The 18045-nt window shown below is 73.0% G+C and carries 17 protein-coding genes; 1 reads left to right on the forward strand and 16 read right to left on the reverse strand.

Annotated elements, in window-relative coordinates; translation table 11 throughout:
* Positions 1 to 67: 67 nt before the first annotated feature.
* The 16 genes from ACIBJF_RS24010 to ACIBJF_RS24085 form a co-directional block, all read right to left on the reverse strand.
* Positions 68 to 748, reverse strand: a complete 681-nt coding sequence (locus ACIBJF_RS24010; RefSeq protein ID WP_399176516.1) for a response regulator — start codon at positions 746 to 748, stop codon at positions 68 to 70.
* Entirely contained in the window at positions 745 to 2259 is a 1515-nt protein-coding gene (locus ACIBJF_RS24015; RefSeq protein ID WP_399176518.1) for a sensor histidine kinase, read from the reverse strand. Before ACIBJF_RS24015 ends, ACIBJF_RS24010 begins: the two co-directional genes overlap by 4 nt.
* Complete coding sequence (locus tag ACIBJF_RS24020) at positions 2252 to 3547, reverse strand: acyltransferase (protein ID WP_399176575.1); 1296 nt, start codon at positions 3545 to 3547, stop codon at positions 2252 to 2254. The genes ACIBJF_RS24015 and ACIBJF_RS24020 overlap by 8 nt, the downstream gene beginning before the upstream one ends.
* A gap of 55 nt (positions 3548 to 3602) precedes the next feature.
* Positions 3603 to 4781 (reverse strand): alpha/beta hydrolase, encoded by a 1179-nt coding sequence (locus ACIBJF_RS24025; protein ID WP_399176520.1) that lies wholly within the window; start codon positions 4779 to 4781, stop codon positions 3603 to 3605.
* Positions 4782 to 4934: 153 nt separating this feature from the next.
* Positions 4935 to 5837, reverse strand: a complete 903-nt coding sequence (locus ACIBJF_RS24030; RefSeq protein WP_399176522.1) for an alpha/beta hydrolase — start codon at positions 5835 to 5837, stop codon at positions 4935 to 4937.
* A 215-nt stretch (positions 5838 to 6052) separates the two neighbouring features.
* Complete coding sequence (gene kynU, locus ACIBJF_RS24035) at positions 6053 to 7237, reverse strand: kynureninase (protein WP_399176524.1); 1185 nt, start codon at positions 7235 to 7237, stop codon at positions 6053 to 6055.
* Positions 7230 to 8078, reverse strand: a complete 849-nt coding sequence (locus ACIBJF_RS24040; protein WP_351807525.1) for a tryptophan 2,3-dioxygenase family protein — start codon at positions 8076 to 8078, stop codon at positions 7230 to 7232. The genes kynU and ACIBJF_RS24040 overlap by 8 nt, the downstream gene beginning before the upstream one ends.
* Positions 8079 to 8231: 153 nt before the next feature.
* Positions 8232 to 8645, reverse strand: coding sequence for a DUF3151 domain-containing protein (locus tag ACIBJF_RS24045; RefSeq protein ID WP_208899685.1), 414 nt, complete (start codon positions 8643 to 8645; stop codon positions 8232 to 8234).
* A gap of 143 nt (positions 8646 to 8788) precedes the next feature.
* Positions 8789 to 10243, reverse strand: a complete 1455-nt coding sequence (locus tag ACIBJF_RS24050) for an MFS transporter (protein WP_399176526.1) — start codon at positions 10241 to 10243, stop codon at positions 8789 to 8791.
* A 69-nt stretch (positions 10244 to 10312) separates the two neighbouring features.
* Positions 10313 to 11335: a class II fructose-bisphosphate aldolase gene (fbaA, locus tag ACIBJF_RS24055; RefSeq protein ID WP_399176528.1), complete on the reverse strand. Its 1023-nt coding sequence runs from the start codon at positions 11333 to 11335 to the stop codon at positions 10313 to 10315.
* Positions 11336 to 11479: 144 nt separating this feature from the next.
* A complete protein-coding gene (gene pyrE / locus ACIBJF_RS24060) occupies positions 11480 to 12028 on the reverse strand; it encodes an orotate phosphoribosyltransferase (RefSeq protein ID WP_356300279.1) in 549 nt (182 codons plus the stop codon).
* Positions 12029 to 12038: 10 nt separating this feature from the next.
* Positions 12039 to 12827 (reverse strand): aldose 1-epimerase, encoded by a 789-nt coding sequence (locus ACIBJF_RS24065; protein ID WP_399176530.1) that lies wholly within the window; start codon positions 12825 to 12827, stop codon positions 12039 to 12041.
* A gap of 39 nt (positions 12828 to 12866) precedes the next feature.
* Positions 12867 to 13640 carry an SRPBCC domain-containing protein gene (locus tag ACIBJF_RS24070; protein ID WP_399176532.1) on the reverse strand — a complete coding sequence of 258 codons (774 nt, stop codon included), beginning with the start codon at positions 13638 to 13640 and terminating at the stop codon, positions 12867 to 12869.
* A gap of 54 nt (positions 13641 to 13694) precedes the next feature.
* Complete coding sequence (locus tag ACIBJF_RS24075) at positions 13695 to 15332, reverse strand: polyamine aminopropyltransferase (RefSeq protein WP_399176534.1); 1638 nt, start codon at positions 15330 to 15332, stop codon at positions 13695 to 13697.
* Between the two features lie 99 nt (positions 15333 to 15431).
* Positions 15432 to 15956, reverse strand: a complete 525-nt coding sequence (locus tag ACIBJF_RS24080) for a DUF2617 family protein (protein WP_399176535.1) — start codon at positions 15954 to 15956, stop codon at positions 15432 to 15434.
* Between the two features lie 318 nt (positions 15957 to 16274).
* A complete protein-coding gene (locus ACIBJF_RS24085) occupies positions 16275 to 16619 on the reverse strand; it encodes a hypothetical protein (protein WP_399176537.1) in 345 nt (114 codons plus the stop codon).
* A 118-nt stretch (positions 16620 to 16737) separates the two neighbouring features.
* On the opposite strand from ACIBJF_RS24085, the gene ACIBJF_RS24090 reads away from it, so the two are divergent.
* Entirely contained in the window at positions 16738 to 17931 is a 1194-nt protein-coding gene (locus ACIBJF_RS24090; protein ID WP_399176539.1) for a pyridoxal phosphate-dependent aminotransferase, read from the forward strand.
* The last annotated feature ends 114 nt before the right edge of the window (positions 17932 to 18045 follow it).

Here is an 18045-nt window from a genome sequence, read left to right on the forward strand (position 1 = left end):
GGTCGTCACCTTGGAGAGGGGTTCTCGGGCGTCCCTCTCAGGTACTACGCGGGTCGCGCGTGGAGGTTCACCGGCCGCCCGGGCGGACCACGCCGGACTCGTAGGCGAAGACCGCCGCCTGGGTGCGGTCGCGCAGGCCCAGCTTCACCAGGATGCGGCCCACGTGCGTCTTCACGGTCTGCTCGGCCACGACCAGCCGCTCGGCGATCTCCGCGTTCGACAGGCCCTGCGCGATCAGGGCCAGCACCTCCGTCTCCCGCTCGGTGAGGACGCCGACGCGCTGCTTGAGCGGGGCCCGGCGACTACCGTCCATGCGGGAGAACTCGGCGATAAGACGACGGGTGACACCGGGCGCGAGCAGGGCGTCGCCCGCCGCCACGACCCGTACCGCCTCGGCCAGCTTGTCCGCGGAGGCGTCCTTGAGCAGGAAGCCGGAGGCCCCGGCCCGCAGCGCCTCGTACACGTACTCGTCGAGGTCGAACGTGGTCAGCACCAGCACCTTGATGGCGGGATGCTCGGCGGTGATCCGGCGGGTCGCCTCGATGCCGCCGAGTTCGGGCATCCGGATATCCATCAGCACCACGTCCGGGGCCAGGTCGGCGGTCTGCCGAATCGCGTCCAGACCGTCCACCGCCTGCCCGACCACCTCGATGCCGGGCTGGGCGCCGAGCAGCACGCTGAAACCCTGCCGGACCATCTGCTGGTCGTCGGCGATGAGTACGCGGATGGGACCGGCGCCGCTCGTCATGGGTCCTGTTCTCCTGTCGGGGGCTCGGGCGGGTACGGATCGGGGGTGGAGCCGGGTGGCAGCTGCCGCCGGAACGCGGCGGGCAGGGCGAGGTCGGTCGGCACCGGGGTGCCGTCACGCGGGAGGAACGCGGTCACCCGGAAGCCGCCTCCCTGCTCCGGCCTCGCGACGACGTGACCGCCCAGCATCGCCGCCCGCTCCCGCATGCCGAGCAGACCATGACCGCTGCCCGGGGACGGCGGGGCCGGACGGCTGGGCCGGGAGTTGGTGATGTCCAGGCATATCCCGTGCGGATGGTGGAGGACGTCCACGCCGGCCCTCGCGCCCGGGGCGTGCCGCAGGACGTTGCTCAGGGCCTCCTGGACGATCCGGTACGCCGACAGCTCCACGCCCGGCGGGTAGGCACGGGGCTCGCCCTCCACCGTCTTGACCACGTCCAGGCCGGCTGCCCTGGTGTTCTCCAGCAGGGCGTCCAGGCGCGCGAGATTCGGCTGCGGGGCGTCGGGGGCCGGACCGGTGCCGGGGGCGGACAGCCGGTGGGCCTCCTCGACCGTCTCGGGGTCGTCCGGGCCCTCCGACCGCAGCACCCCGAGGACCCGGCGCAGCTCGGTCAGGGCCTCCAGCGCGTTGTTGCGGATGCCGGCGAGGTTCTCCTTCAGCTCCTCGGAGGGGTTCTCCACCAGGTGCGGGGCCACCTGGGCCTGGATCGAGATCACCGACATGTGGTGCGCGACCACGTCGTGCAGCTCGCGGGCTATACGGCTGCGCTCTTCCAGGAGCGTGCGCCGGGCCCGTTCCTCGGCGGTGATCGTCGTCTGCTGGACCAGTTCGGTGCGGGCCTCGCTGCGGCTGCGCAGGGCGGCGCCGATGACGGCGGCGATTGCGAACAGGCCGACGGCGACCGTGCCTGTCGGGGAGTAGCGCAGGGCCCCTACGCCGCCCTCCACGACGGCGGTGACCAGGGCGGTCGTCACGAGCGCGGCGACCGTACCCCGGAACCGGACGCGCAGGGCGAGGAGCAGCAGGACGGCCATGTGGGCCAGCAGGACGGGGGTGGACCAGGGCCAGTTGGGGCTCGCTAGCCGAAGCGTCGGTGTCGCCATCTGCTGGCGGGCGAGCAGCGCGGTGGCGAGGGCGGTGGACAGGGACAGCGCCCAGGCGGGTACCGGGCGCCAGAGGGCCAGGACGACGGCGGCGGCCTGGAGGAACGTGCTGAGGAACGCCACGGCCGGGGTGAGGCCGTAGCTGTCGGCGAGCTCCTCGCCGCCGCCGAGGACGATGCCCAGGGCGAAGTAGCCCACGAGCAGGTAGGTGAGGAGGCGGGCCCAGCGGTGCCGGGAGAAGGGGGGCGAGTTCGGCGAGGGGTTCTCGCCGAGCCAGGTCCGCAGGCGGCGCGGGGTCGTCCTCGGGGCGTGTGCGCGGTCGGTGGCGGGCGCGTTCTCGGGTGCGGGTGTCCCCTGGGGGTTCTCACCGTCGGCGGCCGCGGGCTTCACAAGGTCAACACTAGGCATTGCGTGGCTTCTTTGCTGGAGGCAAATGGCGGCGGACCACGGGGGACCTGCGGTTTCGAGGGCGGCGGGGGCCCTGTTCGTGGTGGCGGAAGGCCGTCCGGCACAGGGCGAGGGCCAGGCCGAAGACGGGGAGCCAGGCGAGGCGGTAGGGCACCCAGCCCAGGGAGTCGGGTGCGGTGTGCAGGCCGGGCAGCCGGCCGGCCAGGAGGCCCGTGGCCGTCGTGGCCATCATGGCCGTCTGGTGCCACAGGTAGATCGTCATCGCGGAGAGGTTGACCAGGGCCACGGCCGCCCAGAGCAGCGGGCGGGTCATCGCGCGGCGCAGCCGGTCGCGCAGGAGCAGGGCGAGCCCGCACTGGGCCAGGCCGAAGGTGACGGCCGCCAGGGTCGGGGGGTCGAGGTTGGAGATCCTCGCACCGGGGACGCCGACCATGGACGCCGGGTAGCCGGCGCAACCGACGAGGACGGCCGTGGCCGCCGTACCGCCGAGGAACAGGACCTGGGCCGCACGGCGGCTGTCCAGCTCGCCCCGGGTCCAGGCCGCGCCCAGGGTGTACGGGACCAGCCAGCCCGCCGGGAGGTTCAGCCAGCCGAGCCAGGACGGGCCGGTGTGCAGGCCGAAGCGGAGCAGGTCCACGTGCAGGACGACGGCGAGCGGCCAGAGTGGGTTGAGACGGGTCAGGAGCGGTGTGGCGGCCGTCAGAGCGGCGAAGACCAGCAGGAACCACAACGGTGACAGGGCGAGCTTGACCAGGGCCTCGATCGTGGCGAACGGGGTGCCGGTGAGGAGGAGGGCCGTGGCGGCCGCCGCCCACACGCACAGGAGCGCGGCCACCGGGCGGAGGAGGCGGGTCAGGCGGGCGCGCAGCCAGGAGCCGTAGGTCTCGCCTCTGTCCCGGGCGGTGGCGAGGCTTCGGCTCGCCACGTGGCCGCCGACCAGGAAGAACACGGCCAGGGTCTGGAACAGCCAGGAGATCGGGGCAAGCCAGGGCATGTGCTGCAACGGGCTCGTGGTGTGCAGGCCGCCGTCGCTCGCCACGAGTGCGGTCACCAGCCAGTGGCCCAGGACCACTCCGAGGATCGCGATCGCCCGGAGCGCGTCGACGGCCCGGTCCCGGGTGACGGGGGTGAGGGTGTCCAGGTGGCGGGCGGACTGGGAGACGGCGTGGAGGGCTCGGCACCATTTCCGGGTGCGGGTGCGGGGCGCCTTCGGCGGGGTTCGGGTGCCCACCGGCACCACCCGTGACCGTTTCGTCCTCGGCTGCGGGTGGCCCTTGTGGAGCGACATCACCGTCGGCGGCTGCGGGGGCCTGCGGCGCGTGTGTGGTGTGCTGGTGCCGGGGTCAGGCACGGGGCACCTCCAGGAGGTCGCCGAGGGTGATTCGGGCCAGGTTGGTGAGGGAGGCCGAGCCCGGGGTGAAGTAGCCGCTGTGGTTGGCGTTGCCGGCGTTGAAGACCCGGGCGCCGAAGGTGGGGGAGACCGGGTCGGTGCCGAAGCCGACGGTGGTGCCGAAGAGGGTGGCGCTGACGTGCGGCACGTTCGCGATCCAGTCCTCGCTGCCGCGGGCCGCCCAGACTCGTGCGCGGGTGTGCAGGGCGGCGGCGGAGTCCGCGCCGGTGCCGGGGCTGCCGATCAGGGCGATGTCGTCGGCGTCCAGGCCATGGGCGGCACGGCCGCAGACGACCGTGCCGTAGGAGTGGCAGATCAGGGAGAGGTGCGCCCGCGGCTTCGTCGCTGTGCGCAGCTCGCGTACGAACGCGCGCAGGTGGGAGGCGGCTTCCTCGGCGCGGGTGGTCGTGGTCACCGTGGTGCTGACGGTGGCCGGTGTCTCGTAGCCGAGCCAGGCGACGACCGCGGTGCGGGTGCCTCGGGGCGCGCGGTGGGTGAGGTCCGTGTACAGGGCCGCGGCCGCCTTGTGGAAGCGGGCGTAGGTGTCCAGGGAGGTGTCCGAGCCGGGGACCAGGACGGCGATGTCGTCCGCGTGGGCGAGATCGCCCAGCACCTCCGTCGCCTGGCCAGCGCCTCGGCCGTCGAAGGTGAGGAGGTGGCGGGACGGGGCGGCCAGGGTGCGGTCGGCGGCGGCGCGGTGGCTGTCGCCGTGCGCGGCGGCCATGCCGGCGGCGCGGGTGGCGTCGGCTCGGTTGGCGGCGTAGGCCGTCTGGAGGGTCGTCGCCGTGAGTGGAGGGAGGGCGGCGGGGGCCGGGGCCGGGATCTGGGGGCGGGCGGCGCCGGAGAGGGGGGCGGCTATGGCTGCGGTGAGGAGGGTGGCGAGGAGGGCGCGGCGGGCCCTGCGGTGGCGGCGGGCGGGGGGCGCGCCGGCGGAGTCCGGCTGCGGGTCCGTGGGTGGGGACCCGGCCTTCGGCCAGGTCCTTGTTCCCGTCCGCACCGCCCGTGCTGCTTTCGTCGTCGGGTGCGGGTGGCCCTCGTGGGGCGCGGTCGGCGTCGGCGGCTGCGCGTCCGTGGAGCGGGACGCGTCGTCCGTCGGTGCGGGCGGGTGTGCGGTGTGCTGGGGGTGCCCCATGGTCGGGCTTCCTTTCAGATCGCCCGGCCATCGGGCTTGTCTGACAAGGAAGTTATGGATCGGGGCGTGTCGTCGGCGTCCCGCCAGGGAGCTGTTCTGCGAGGTAGCTCTCAGGTATTACGGGTATCACCGGGGCGGACCCGGAGCCCCCTGTCACCAGGCCAGTTGGGCGATCTCCTCCGCCACCACCGCGCACGCGTCCGCCGCCGGGTCGATGAGCGGGAAGTGGCCGACGTCCTCCAGCAGGGTCAGGCCCACCACCTCGCCGGCCTTCGCCGCCGCGTCCGCGTACGACTCGGCCACCGCCTGCGGCACCACCAGGTCCGTGCGGCCCTGGACGAGGGTCGTCGCGATGCCCGTCGGGAGGAGCAGGACGGGGTCGGCGTAGGGGCGGCGCTCGGCGAAGGTGTCGTGGCCGCCGAGGAGTTGCAGGCTCGCGTTGCCGCAGACGTCCAGCTTCTCCGCCACCTCGAAGTCCGCGATCGGGGCCAGGGCCACGACACCCCGCAGGGCGGCCGGGCCGTCGGTGCGCCAGGGGCTGTCCGGGGGCAGGACGTGGCGGGCCGCCGCCCACAGGGCCAGGTGGCCGCCGGCCGAGTGGCCCGTGAGCACCGTGCGGCGGGGGTCGGCCTGCGGCAGCGCCTCGCGGACCAGGGCGGGCAGCGCGTCCAGGGCGGCCGCGACGTCGTCGAAGGTGGCGGGCCAGCGGCCGGCCGGAGGGGTGGTGGCGTCGCCGCCGTCACCCGTGTTCTGCCCGGGGATCAGGGCGTCGGCGCCGCGCCGGTACTCCACGTTGGCCACGGCGAAGCCCCGGCGGGCCAGGAAGTCCGCGAAGGGGGTGATGTGGCGGCGGTCGTAGCGGGCGCGCCAGGCGCCGCCGTGCAGGACCACCACCAGGGGGGCCGGCGAGTCCGGGTCGCTCCGGGAGGCGTAGAAGTCGATCACCTGGTCGGGGTGGCTGCCGTACGCGGAGGTGACGTCGGGGTCGACCGGCGGATGCGAGAAGGCCGACTCCTCTTCTGCGGCGGCGCGGGCTGCTGCGGCGTCGTCCGGCATGCTCCAACCTCTCAGCGATGGAACGCGTTTGGCGTCTGGCGGACCAGGTGGGGAATTCCCGTTCGCGTTGGCGGGACCGTATCAGGCCGGTGACATGCGCGGACATGGGGATGTCACGCAGGGTGAGGAATAAACGGTTCTGTAGGGAAAGGCCGGGGCCTGGGAGAGGGGTCCCCCCTTCTCCCAGGCCCCGGCCTCGGGGCTTCGGCCCTCCCCTACGCCAGTTCCTCGCCCAGGATCCGCGCCGCCCGCTCCGTCTCGGCGAAGGTCACGTACAGCGGGGTGAAGCCGAAGCGCAGGACGTCGGGGTGCCGGAAGTCGCCCACGACGCCCCGGGCGATCAGGCGTTTCATCACCTCGCCCGCGTCGTCGCAGCGCAGGGCGACCTGACTGCCGCGTTCCTCGTGGCGTTCCGGGGTCACGGACTCCACGCGCCCCGGCTCGGTGTACGCCCGCACGCACCGCAGGAAGAAGTTCGTCAGCGCGAGGGACTTGGCGCGGACGGCGGCGACGGACACCTCGTCCCAGACGTCCAGGGCCGCCTCCAGGGCCAGCATGGACAGGATGTCCGGGGTGCCCACCCGGCCGCGCAGGGCGCCCGGCGCCGGGGTGTACGACGGGCTCATGCCGAAGGGGTCGGTGTGCGAGTTCCAGCCGGGCAGCGGGGAGTCGAAGCGGGGCTGGAGCTCCTTGCGGACGTACAGGTACGCCGGGGAACCCGGGCCGCCGTTCAGGTACTTGTAGGTGCACCCGACCGCGAGGTCGACCCCGTGCTCGTCCAGGCCCACCTCCAGCGCGCCCGCGCTGTGGCACAGGTCCCACACCGCGAGGGCGCCGGCGGCGTGGATCGCGGCGGTCAGTCCCGGCAGGTCGTGCAGGTGGCCCGCGCGGTAGTCGACGTGGTTCAGCAGCACCGCCGCCGTACGGCCGCTCAGCTCCCCCGGCACCTTCGCGGGCGTCACCGCGCGCAGGGTGCGGCCGGTCAGGCGGGCCGCCGACTCGGCGATGTAGCCGTCCGTGGGGAAGGTGGTGGCGTCCACCAGGATCTCGGTGCGGTCCTCGCCCGCCATCCGCACGGCGGCCACAAGTGCCTTGAACACGTTGACGCTTGTGGAGTCGCCCACGACGATCTGCCCGGCCGCCGCCCCGACCAGCGGGGCGATCCGGTCGCCGATCCGCTCCGGCGCGGTCCACCAGCCGCTCTCCTCCCAGGAGCGGATGCGCAGTTCGCCCCACTGGCGGCGGACCACGTCGGCCACCCGGTCCGGGACGTTCGCGGGCAGCGCGCCGAGCGAGTTGCCGTCGAGGTAGATCACATCGTCGAGGACGAAACGGGAACGCAGCGGTGCGAGCTCGTCGGCCGCGTCCAGCTTCGCCGCCTCCAGGACCGGTTCAGACATGGGACCTCGCCGTCCACAGCTCCGGGAACACGTTCTTGCGGGCGCGCTTCTCCAGCCAGGCCACGCCGGCCGAGCCGCCCGTGCCGGGCTTGGCGCCCATCGCGCGGCGGGTGGCGACCAGGTGGTCGTTGCGCCAGCGCCAGACGAGCTCGGCCACGTCGGTCAACGCCTCGCCCAAGCGGGCGAGTTCGGCGTCCTGGTCGCCGGAGTAGACCGCCGTCCAGGCCCGCTCGACCGCCTCGGAGGGCTCGTAGCGCTGGGAGACGTCACGGCGCAGGACGGACGCGGGGATCGCGTGGCCGCGCCGGGCCAGCAGCCGCAGCACCTCGTCGTACAGGCTCGGCTCGTGCAGCGCCTTCTCCAGCTCCGCGTGCGCGCGGGGGGCACCGCGGTGCGGTACGAGCATGGACGCGGACTTCTCGCCGAGCAGGAACTCCAGGCGCCGGTACATCGCCGACTGGAAGCCGGAACCCTCGCCGAGGGCGGAGCGGTACGAGTTGAACTGCGCCGGGGTGAGCTGGCCGAGCGGCGTCCAGGAGGCGTTGAGGGCCTCCAGTTCCCGTACGGAACGCTTCAGCGCGGCGATCGCGGTCGGTACGTCGTCGCCGCGCAGGGCGGCCGCCGCGGTCTCCCACTCGTGGACGATGACGGTGAACCACAGCTCCATGACCTGGGTCGTGACCAGGAAGACCATCTCTCCGGGATCGTCGGAGAGGGTGTGCTGGAGGTGGGTGAGCACGTCCGCCCTGACGTAGTCCTCGTACGGCGTCGTGCCCGCGAAATCGAGATGCGGAGTCTCGGGCTCCTGAGTCTCCAAGGACTGCTGAGCCGATTGGGACATCGCTGTCTCCTGTTGTAGCTCCGGGTAGCGGTCCGCCCCTGCCGATGCCGGCACGGGGGCCCCGGTCCCCACTCGGCATCCTCCGCAATGGGCCCGGATACGGCAAGGCCCGTCCGTTGCCAGACGGGCCACACCGGGTGACGTGCGTTTCGGCTAGCCGAGGGTCTGGGCCGCCGTCGGGGAGGAGTCCTTCAGGAACTGCGCGCAGCGCTCGTACTCCTCCTGCTCGCCGATCGCCTGGGCGGCGCGGGCGAGGGCGTGCAGGGCGCGCAGGAAGCCGCGGTTGGGCTCGTGCTCCCAGGGGACCGGGCCGTGGCCCTTCCAGCCGTTGCGGCGCAGGGCGTCCAGGCCGCGGTGGTAGCCGGTACGGGCGTAGGCGTACGACTCCACGACCGCGCCGCGCTCGAACGCCTCGTCGGCCAGCTGGGCCCAGGCGAGGGAGGAGGTGGGGTACTTGGCGGCGACGTCCGCGGGGGCGGTGCCGGCCGCGAGCTGTTCGCGGGGCTCGGGGTCGTCGGGGAGGTGGGTGGGGGGCGGACCGCCGAGGAGGTTTTCGTGAATCGTCATGGGGTCCAGTCTGCCGCTCCCGCTCACCGGTTTCCTGCCCGGTGTCCTGTGCCGGCGTCATGTGCGGCCGGCGCGTGCCGGTCCGTGCCCCTGAGCTGGTGCCGGGCGGGGTCGGGCCGCTGCTCGCCGGGAGGTGCCCGCGCCTACCCCCTCCGCTCCCCCTCCAGCGGCGGAGCCGTCACGCAGCCGTGTACCTGGCATTCCGGGTGGCGGCAGTCGGGGGGCAGGCGGCGCACCAGGGTGAAGGCCAGCAGGGACCCGGCCACCAGCACCCCCGCGCAGATCGGCATCGCGCGGTCGAACGCGGCGTCGAACGCCGTGGGCGACCGGTACGCGTCCGGGCCCATGCCCGCGAGCAGTGGCAGCGCGGCGACCGCGATCAGGCCCGCCGCCCTCGCCGCCGCGTTGTTGATGCCGCTGGCCAGACCGGCCCGCGCGGTGTCCACGGAGGCGAGCACCGTCGCCGTCAGGGGGGCTACGAGGGTCACCATGCCCGCGCCCATGACCAGGAGGGCCGGGAGGACGTCGGTGAGATAGTCGGCGCCCTTGCCCACCCGGAGCATCAGCAGCATCGCCGTCGCGCAGAGGAGAGGGCCGACCGTCAGGGGCAGGCGCGGGCCCGTGCGGTCCGCCAAGGCGCCCGAGCGGGCGGAGAAGAGGAGCATCAGGGCCGTCGTCGGCAGCAGGGCCGTACCGGCCTGCAGGGGTGAGTAGCCCGACACCACCTGCAGTTGGAGCGCGGTGAGGAAGAAGAAGCCGCCGAACGCCGCGTACACGCAGAGGGTGACCAGGTTGACCGCCGTGAACTGGCGCGAGGAGAAGATGTCCGGCGGGAGCATCGGGTCCGGGCGGTGTCGCTCCACCTGCACGAAGGCGACCGCCGCCGCCACACCGGCCAACCCGGTCAGCGCCACCACCACGGAGCCCGATTTCGCCTCGATCAGCGCGTACGTCAGCAGGGCCAGGGCCAGGGCGCCCAGCGCCGCGCCGAGGACGTCGAAGCGGGCGTGTTTGCCGCCGTCCCGCGACTCCGGGACGTGCCGCAGCGCCACCGGCACGCACAGCAGCGCCAGCGGGACGTTCAGCAGGAACACCCAGCGCCAGCCGGGTCCGGCCACCAGCCAGCCGCCCAGGAACGGGCCGACCGCCGCGCCGATCCCGCCGAAGCCGGACCAGAGGCCGACGGCCCGGCTGCGGTCGTCGCGGTGGAAGGAAGACTGGATGATCGCCAGGGAGCCGGGGGTCAGGAGCGCGCCGCCGACGCCTTGCAGGGCCCGCGCGGCGATGAGCATGCCCGCGTTCAGCGCCAGGCCGCACAGCAACGACGCCGCGGCGAACCACACCACGCCCAGCATGAAGATCTTCCGCCGGCCGTAGTGGTCGCCCAGCGAGCCGCCCAGCAGGATCAGCCCGGCCAGCGTGACCATGTACGCGTTGACCGTCCACTGCAGGGCGGCCAGGCTCGCGCCCAGGTCGTCGCCGATGCGCGGGAGTGCCACGTTGACGACGGTCGAGTCCAGCAGCGCCATGCTGGAGCCGAGAACCGTGGTGAACAGGATCCACTTGCCCTGGGGCGAGGCCAGCCGGACATCGGGCATGCCCCCAGGTATACAGCGGCCCGGCGGCCGAGAACAGCCACCGGGCCCGCCGCGGAACGGACGTACCGCTTACTTGATCTTGTTGCCCGCCGAGCGCAGGTTCTGCGTGGCCTCGACGACACGCGCGGCCATGCTCGCCTCGGCCAGCTTGCCCCAGGTGCGCGGGTCGTAGGCCTTCTTGTTGCCGACCTCGCCGTCGACCTTCAGGACGCCGTCGTAGTTCTGGAACATGTGCGCGGCGACCGGACGGGTGAAGGCGTACTGGGTGTCGGTGTCGATGTTCATCTTCACCACGCCGTTGTCCAGCGCGGTCAGGATCTCCTGCTCGGTGGAGCCGGAGCCGCCGTGGAAGACGAAGTCGAAGGGGGAGGCCTTGCCGAACTTGGCGGCCACGCCCTCGTTCAGCTCCTTCAGCAGCTCGGGGCGCAGGACGACGTTGCCCGGCTTGTAGACGCCGTGCACGTTGCCGAAGGAGGCGGCCAGCAGGTAGCGGCCCTTCTCGCCCAGGCCCAGGGCCTCGGCGGTGCGGATCGCGTCCTCGACCGTGGTGTAGAGGGAGTCGTTGATCTCGTGCGAGACGCCGTCCTCCTCGCCGCCGGTCGGGGTGATCTCCACCTCCAGGATGATGTTGGCGGCGCGGGTGCGCTCCAGCAGCTCCTGGGCGATCTGGAGGTTGTCGGCGAGGGTCTCGGCGGAGCCGTCCCACATGTGGGACTGGAACAGCGGGTTCCGGCCGGCCTTCACGCGCTCCTCGGAGATCGCGATCAGCGGGCGTACGTACCCGTCGAGCTTGTCCTTCGGGCAGTGGTCGGTGTGCAGCGCGATGTTGACCGGGTACTTCTCGGCGAGGATGTGCGCGTACTCGGCGAGCGCGACCGCGCCGGTGACCATGTCCTTGCTGTACTGGCCGCCGAGGAACTCGGCACCACCGGTCGAGATCTGGACGATGCCGTCGCTCTCCGCCTCCGCGAAGCCGCGCAGCGCCGCGTTCAGGGTCTGGCTCGAGGTGACGTTGATGGCCGGGTAGGCGAACTTGCCTGCCTTCGCCCGGTCGAGCATCTCGTTGTAGACCTCGGGGGTTGCGATGGGCATCTGTCCGCTCCTTGTGTTGCGGGTTGGGGTTGTGCGTTACGGCCCTGACCTAGACCTGAGGGTTTCGACGCCGTCGTCGTCCCCATCTTTCCAGACATGGACCGATGGTCCATGCGCCGGTCAAGTCCAGGTCACTACGCGTCGTCAGTCCAGACCCAGTTCATCCTTCGAGAAGGCGAATCGGTACGGAACACCCGCGCCGGCCTCGATCTTCTCGGCGGCGCCGGTCGCGCGGTCCACGATGGTCGCCACGGCGACGACCTCGGCGCCGGCCTCGCGCACGGCCTCCACGGCGGTCAGCGGGGAGCCGCCGGTGGTGGAGGTGTCCTCGACGACGAGCACCCGGCGGCCCGCGATGTCCGGGCCCTCCACGCGCCGCTGCAGCCCGTGCGCCTTCGCGGCCTTGCGGACGACGAACGCGTCGAGCCGCTTCCCGCGCGCGGCGGCGGCGTGCAGCATGGCGGCCGCGACCGGGTCGGCGCCCATGGTCAGACCGCCCACCGCGTCGAACTCCAGGTCCGCGGTGAGATCCAGGAGCACCTGACCGACCAGCGGGGCGGCCTCGCCGTCGAGGGTGATGCGGCGCAGGTCGACGTAGTAGTCGGCTTCCAGACCCGAGGAGAGGGTCACCTTGCCGTGCACCACGGCCTTGTCCTTGATCTGCTGCAGCAGCGCGCCGCGTACGTCCGTCATGCCGACCAGCTTAAAGGCGACGCCAGCTCCAGGTCGTCGTCGCCTCCAGCGGCTCCAGCGGGGTGACCAGGCGCGGGAGGGTGTTCAGGCCGTTGGGCGGGCCGGTCTGCGGCTCCACGCACACGGCCTCGGCCTGCTCGTCGTAGACGACCACCCACTCCTCGCGGCTGGCCACCTTCAGCTGGAGCTGCCCGGGCCAGGTGAGGGTGACGTCGACGCCGCCGGGCATGCCGAAGCAGTCGTCCCAGGGGCCGGGCCTGGGGTCGATCCGGTTGCCGGTGGGCAGATGGTCGTCCCCGCGCTCCTCCTGCCAGGTGGGCTTGAAGTCGACCGTGACGTCCTCGCCGCCCAGGTTGCGGTTGAACCAGGGGTGCCAGCCGATCTGCGCCGGGAAGGAGTCGTCCCGCGCCTCCACCGACATCGTCAGCGTCAGACAGTCCTCGGCGAGCGTGACGACGTGGGTGACGCGGCCGGGGTGCGGCCAGGGGTCGACCAGGTCGTACGTGATCACCGCCTCGTTCTCCGCGACGCGCGCGGTGCGCCAGGCGCCGTCGCGGGTGGTGCCGTGGATGGCGTGGGGCGGGGAGTTGAGCGGCATCTGGCGGACGGTGCCGCCGTCCAGGAAGCGGCCGTCGCGGATGCGGCCGCACCAGGGCACCATGGGGAAACACCCGTAGCGTTCGCCTTGCCGGAGCAGTTCCGTGCCGTTGATCCGCAGTCCGCTGATACGGCCGCCGTTGGCGGGGCTGACGCGTACGTCCGCTTCACCTGCGGTCAGCGTGATGTCTTCGTTACTCACGGGACGACAGTACTTGGGGGAGATCGGGGTGCATCGCGCTCAGCGGCGTTTGCGCAGTGCCCTGCTCACGACGATCGCCGACGCCACCACCAGTGCCGCCGCCGGCGCCGCCCAGCGCAGTGCCGATGTCGCCGTCACCGTCTGGGGTGCCGGGACGGGTGCGTAGCGGCCCCGCGGTGGCGCGTGGTCGACCTCCTCCGCGCTGCGGCCGATCATCGTGCGGCGGGCGTGGGCGGCCTCGGCGGGGGGCTCCCCGGTGTCGGCGAAGTCCTCGGCGAGGTGGTCGGCCGCCGGGTCCAGGGACGGCGGCGGGATCTCGGTGTCGAAGACCGAGGTGCGTTCGGCCCCGGCTTCCGGTGCCTGCTCCTGCCCCTCCTCCGAGTCCGCCGCGGGCTCCACCGTCGCCAGGTTCTCCACGAAACGGTTCAGCAGGCGGGTCGCCGCCGCGTGCACCGCGTCCGGCGGGAGCTCCGCGATACGGCCGTCGGCGTTCGCCGTGCCCTCGACCGTGACCGTGGTACCGCCCTCGGCCTCCGCGAGGCGCAGGGTGAGGGCGAGTTTCACGGCGCCGGTGCCGCGGGCCTCGGTGGCGTCGGCCTCGACGGCGTACGTGCCGTCGGCGCGGGCGGCCACCCGCGCCGTACCCCGGTAGGTGACGGAGTGTCCTTGGACGCGGAGCTTGAGGCGTCCGGCGACGGGTTCGGCACCGGCGTCCTGTTGCAGACCGGGGAGCGCGCGGGCGATGCGCGCGGGGTCGGCGAGGGCGGCTCTGAGCGGCTCGGACGGGACCGGGACGAAGACCTGGTGCTCCATGTCCGGTGAGCCTACCCAGCCGTGACCGGAATTCACCCTCACCTGACCGGCTCGTCAGTACCGCGGACGCACCAGCGTGGACGCGGGCAGCCGCCCGATCCGGGTCCGTTGCGCCGCCCGCGCGTCCGCCCTCAGTTCCGCCTGCGTCAGGGTGTGCGACCGCCCGGTGGTCAGTCGCAGCGGTGGTGGAGTGGTCCCCGGGCTCGCGAGCAGGAAGGCCCAGTCGTGCGGGGCCCCGGACGCGCCCGCCGAGCGGTCGGGGCCGGCCGGGAAGCCGGAGTCGTGGCCGAGGACCCGGTAGGCGGAGCCGACGAGGCCGGCGGCGCGCAGGGTCGCGGCGACCGTCCAGAAGACGCGGGGGCGGGTGGTGACGGACCCGGCGTGGACGACGAGCCGGCCGCCGGGGGCGAGGACGCGGCGGGCCAGGCCGTAGAACTCCTGGGAGTAGAGCTTGGTGCTGGCGGTGATGCAGGGGTCGGGGAGGTCGGCGATCACCACGTCGTACCGGGAGGGGGGCGCGCCGCGCAGCCAGCCGAGGGCGTCGGCGGCGGTGGGGTGGACGCGGGGGTCGTCGTAGACGTGGTGGTTGGCGGCGGCGAGACCGGGGTCGTGGCGGGCCAGGCGGAGCAGGCCGGGATCGAGTTCGACGACGTCGACTCGGTGCACCCCGGGCCGGCGCAGCACCTCGCGGGCGGCCAGGCCGTCGCCGCCGCCGAGGATCAGCACGCGCGCGTGCGGGCCGCCGGACATGGCCGGGTGGACGAGGGCCTCGTGGTAGCGGCGTTCGTCGCGGCCGCCGACGCGGAGCCGGCCGTCCAGGAAGAGGTCGAGGGGCTCGCCGCCGGTGCCGCCGGCGAGGACGACCTCCTGGACGTCGGTCTGTTCGGCGACCCGGACGTCCCTGCCGTAGACGGCGTGCCGGGCGGCGCGTTCGAACTCGTCGGCGAGGGCCGCGGCGGAGGCGAGGACGCCGAGGACGGCGAGTCCGACGAGGAGCAGGGTCCAGCGGGCCCGGCGGGTGAGGTCGCGGCGGAAGAGCCCGAGGACCAGGGCGCCGCCGGCCACCACGTTGACCGTGCCGGTGAACAGCGCACCCGTCAACTGGCCCAGGAGCGGCAGGAGAAGGAAGGGGAAGGCCAGGCCGCCGACCAGCGCGCCGACGTAGTCCGCCGCGAACAGGTCGGCCACCGCACCGCCCGCGTCCTGGTGCCGGATGCGCTGGATCAGCTCCATCAGCAGCGGGACCTCGGCGCCGATGAGCAGGCCGATGGCGAGGGAGAAGGCGACCAGCAGGCAGCGGGGGCCCTCGGCCCACACCCCGCCCCAGCCGCCGGTCCAGGCGAAGACGGCGTACAGCGCCATCGCGCTGCAGCCGCCGATCAGCGCGAGGGCGGTCTCGATGGCGCCGAAGCCGGCCGCCGCGTGCCAGCGCAGCCGCTTGGCGCCGAGGGAGCCGACGCCCATCGCGAACACCATCACGGACAGCACGACGGAGGCCTGGGTGACCGAGTCGCCCATCAAGTACGAGGCGAACGCGACCAGTTCGAGTTCGTACACGAGTCCGCAGGCCGCGCAGACGAAGACACACGCAAGGACCAGGAACCGCCCGGTGCCGGGCCGGACGGGCAGCCGTGCGGGGGCCGTCCAGGACGGCGGGCAGCCCGGGGGCGCGGGGGCGTGCGGATCGATCACTCTGCGACGTTACGTCACACGCTCAGTACGCTTCGTCACCCACACGTGTGGATCTGGAGGCAGTTGACGTCTGGTGGGTTTATCTCCGCGCGGGCGTGCTCAGCTCAGTTGTGCGGTCGGCACGCGCACGCCGACCCGGGTCCGGGTGGCCACCAACTGCCCGTCCTGCGGGTAGGCGTGCCAGGTGCGCCAGTGCACCTGGCCCTCGTGGCGCTGGGCCAGCATCGCGGTGAATGCGTGCGGGCTGCCCGGGAAGACGCCGGCGAGGCCGTGCGGATGGTCGGAGACGAGGGCCAGCAACTCCTGGGCGCGGCCCGCGAACGAGCCGGGGGTGAGCACCTCGACGCGCGCGGCGAACTCGTACTCCCAGTCGCCGACCCGCTTGGCGACGCCGAGCGGCAGCGGGGTGCTGGAGCCGGGGATACAGGCGACGGTCTCCGAACAGCGGCCGCGCTCCTCGTCCAGCAGCACCTGGTGGGACGCGCCGAGCAGTCTCAACTGGAGCCTGGCCCCGGTCAGTTCCAGGTCGAGCGTGGCGAGGGCCGGCAGCGGCTCGCGTCCCAGGGCCCAGGCCAGGTCGGCCGCACGCGTATCGGTGTAGGAGGTGTTCAGGGTCGTGAGCATGGGTCGGCTCCGCTAACACGCGTTGAGGGGGAGATCGGCCACGTCAGCCCAGCCGGCTCGGCCGGGGCGGAAGTCTCAGGAACGTCCGGGAGGCTGCATTGGCGATTTATAGGGAATCATGAACAGAGGCACCCCCACAGCGTTTTTACCCAACTTCGTGGGGTTTCCATCCCTCAGAGGGCTCCACAGCTCAACTGTTCAATCAAGGCGTGCGCCTGGCGCGGAAGACGAACGGCGAGCGCCCGCCGGCTGTTTCGCCCGGCGGGCGCCCAGAATGCGACCCGGATACGGTTCCCCCGAAGGCTCGGCCGCCCCCTGTCAGCTGCCTCCCCCGCATCCGCCACCGCCGCCGCACGACGAACCCCCGCCGCAGGACGAACCTCCACCACAGGAGGAGTGGCCGCCACCGCAGGAGTGGCCGCCGTGGTGTCCCCCGTGGTGGCCGCCCGACGAGCCGGAGTCGACGCCGCCCGCCCACCAGCTACGGCTGTCGTCGTACGCCGAGGACGAAGAAGAAGACGATGCGCGGTACGACCGGGACCTGCCGCGGCCGCTCTTGCCGAGCGACACCTTGCGCTGCCGGTTCCCGGTCCGCGCGCCCGCCAGCGCCGTGAGGGCCACGAACGCGGCCACGACCAGGATGAAGATGATGCCGGCGATCATGGCGTCACCCTCCTTCCGTTCCCCCGAAGCGGCCCCCCGTGGACCGCGGTGACCGGCAGATGCCCGGCCGCCCGGGGGCGCAAAGCAGAGTTGAGGAACTCCAGAGCTTGGGCGGAGGATGGCCGCCATGACCTCCAGCGCACGCCCCCGCCTCAACCGCCGGCTCGCCGAGTTCGGGACGACGATCTTCGCCGAGATGTCCGCCCTCGCCCTGTCCACCGGGTCGATCAACCTGGGCCAGGGCTTCCCCGACACCGACGGCCCGGAGGAGGTCAGGGAGGCGGCCGTACGGGCACTGCGCGATGGTCGCGGCAACCAGTACCCGCCGGGGCCGGGCATCCCGGAGCTGCGCACCGCGATCGCCGCGCACCAGCTGCGCCGCTACGGGCTGAGCTTCGACCCCGACACCGAGGTGCTGGTCACGGCGGGCGCCACGGAGGCGATCGCGGCCGCGCTGCTGGCGCTGGTGGAGCCGGGGGACGAGGTCGTGGCCCTGGAGCCGTACTACGACTCCTACGCGGCGAGCATCGCCATGGCGGGCGGCACGCGCGTGCCGGTGACGCTGCGGCCGCACTTCGAGGAGGGGGCGTCCTTCCGCCTGGACCTGGACGTGCTGCGCGCCGCCGTCACCGACCGCACCCGGCTGCTGCTGATCAACACCCCGCACAATCCGACCGGTACGGTCCTCACGCGCGCCGAGCTGGCCGCGATCGCCGAGCTGGCGGTCGAGCGGGACCTGCTGGTGGTCACGGACGAGGTCTACGAGCACCTGGTCTTCGACGACGCCGAGCACCTGCCGCTCGCGTCCTTCCCCGGGATGCGCGAGCGCACGGTGACGATCGGCTCGGCCGGCAAGACGTTCTCCTTCACCGGCTGGAAGGTCGGCTGGGTCACGGCCGCGCCGGAGCTGGTGTCCGCGGTCCGCGCGGTGAAGCAGTTCCTGACGTACGTCTCCTCGGGCCCCTTCCAGTACGCGGTCGCCGAGGCGCTCGCCCTGCCCGACTCCTACTTCGAGGGCTTCCGCCGGTCCATGCTGGCCCGCCGGGACATCCTCGCGCAGGGCCTGACGGAGGCGGGCTTCGAGGTCTTCCGGCCGGCCGGCACGTACTTCATCACCACCGACATCCGCCCCCTCGGCGAGAAGGACGGCTTCGCCTTCTGCCGGACCCTGCCGGAACGGGCCGGCGTCGTGGCGATCCCCAACGCCGTCTTCTACGACGACCGGGAGGCGGGGGCGCCGTTCGTGCGCTTCGCGTTCTGCAAGCGGGAAGAGGTGCTGCGGGAGGCGGCCGAACGACTTCAGGCCCTGTAGGCGCCCCGCCGACGGCCGAGCGGCGCTTCACCGCTTACTCGACACAGGTGAACCCGCGCCGCACCCGGCGCCCACCTGCTCGCATCGGCGCCGCCGCCCTTGCAGGGTGCGGTG

Source organism: Streptomyces sp. NPDC050743 (assembly GCF_044456925.1).
GTDB lineage: Bacteria > Actinomycetota > Actinomycetes > Streptomycetales > Streptomycetaceae > Streptomyces.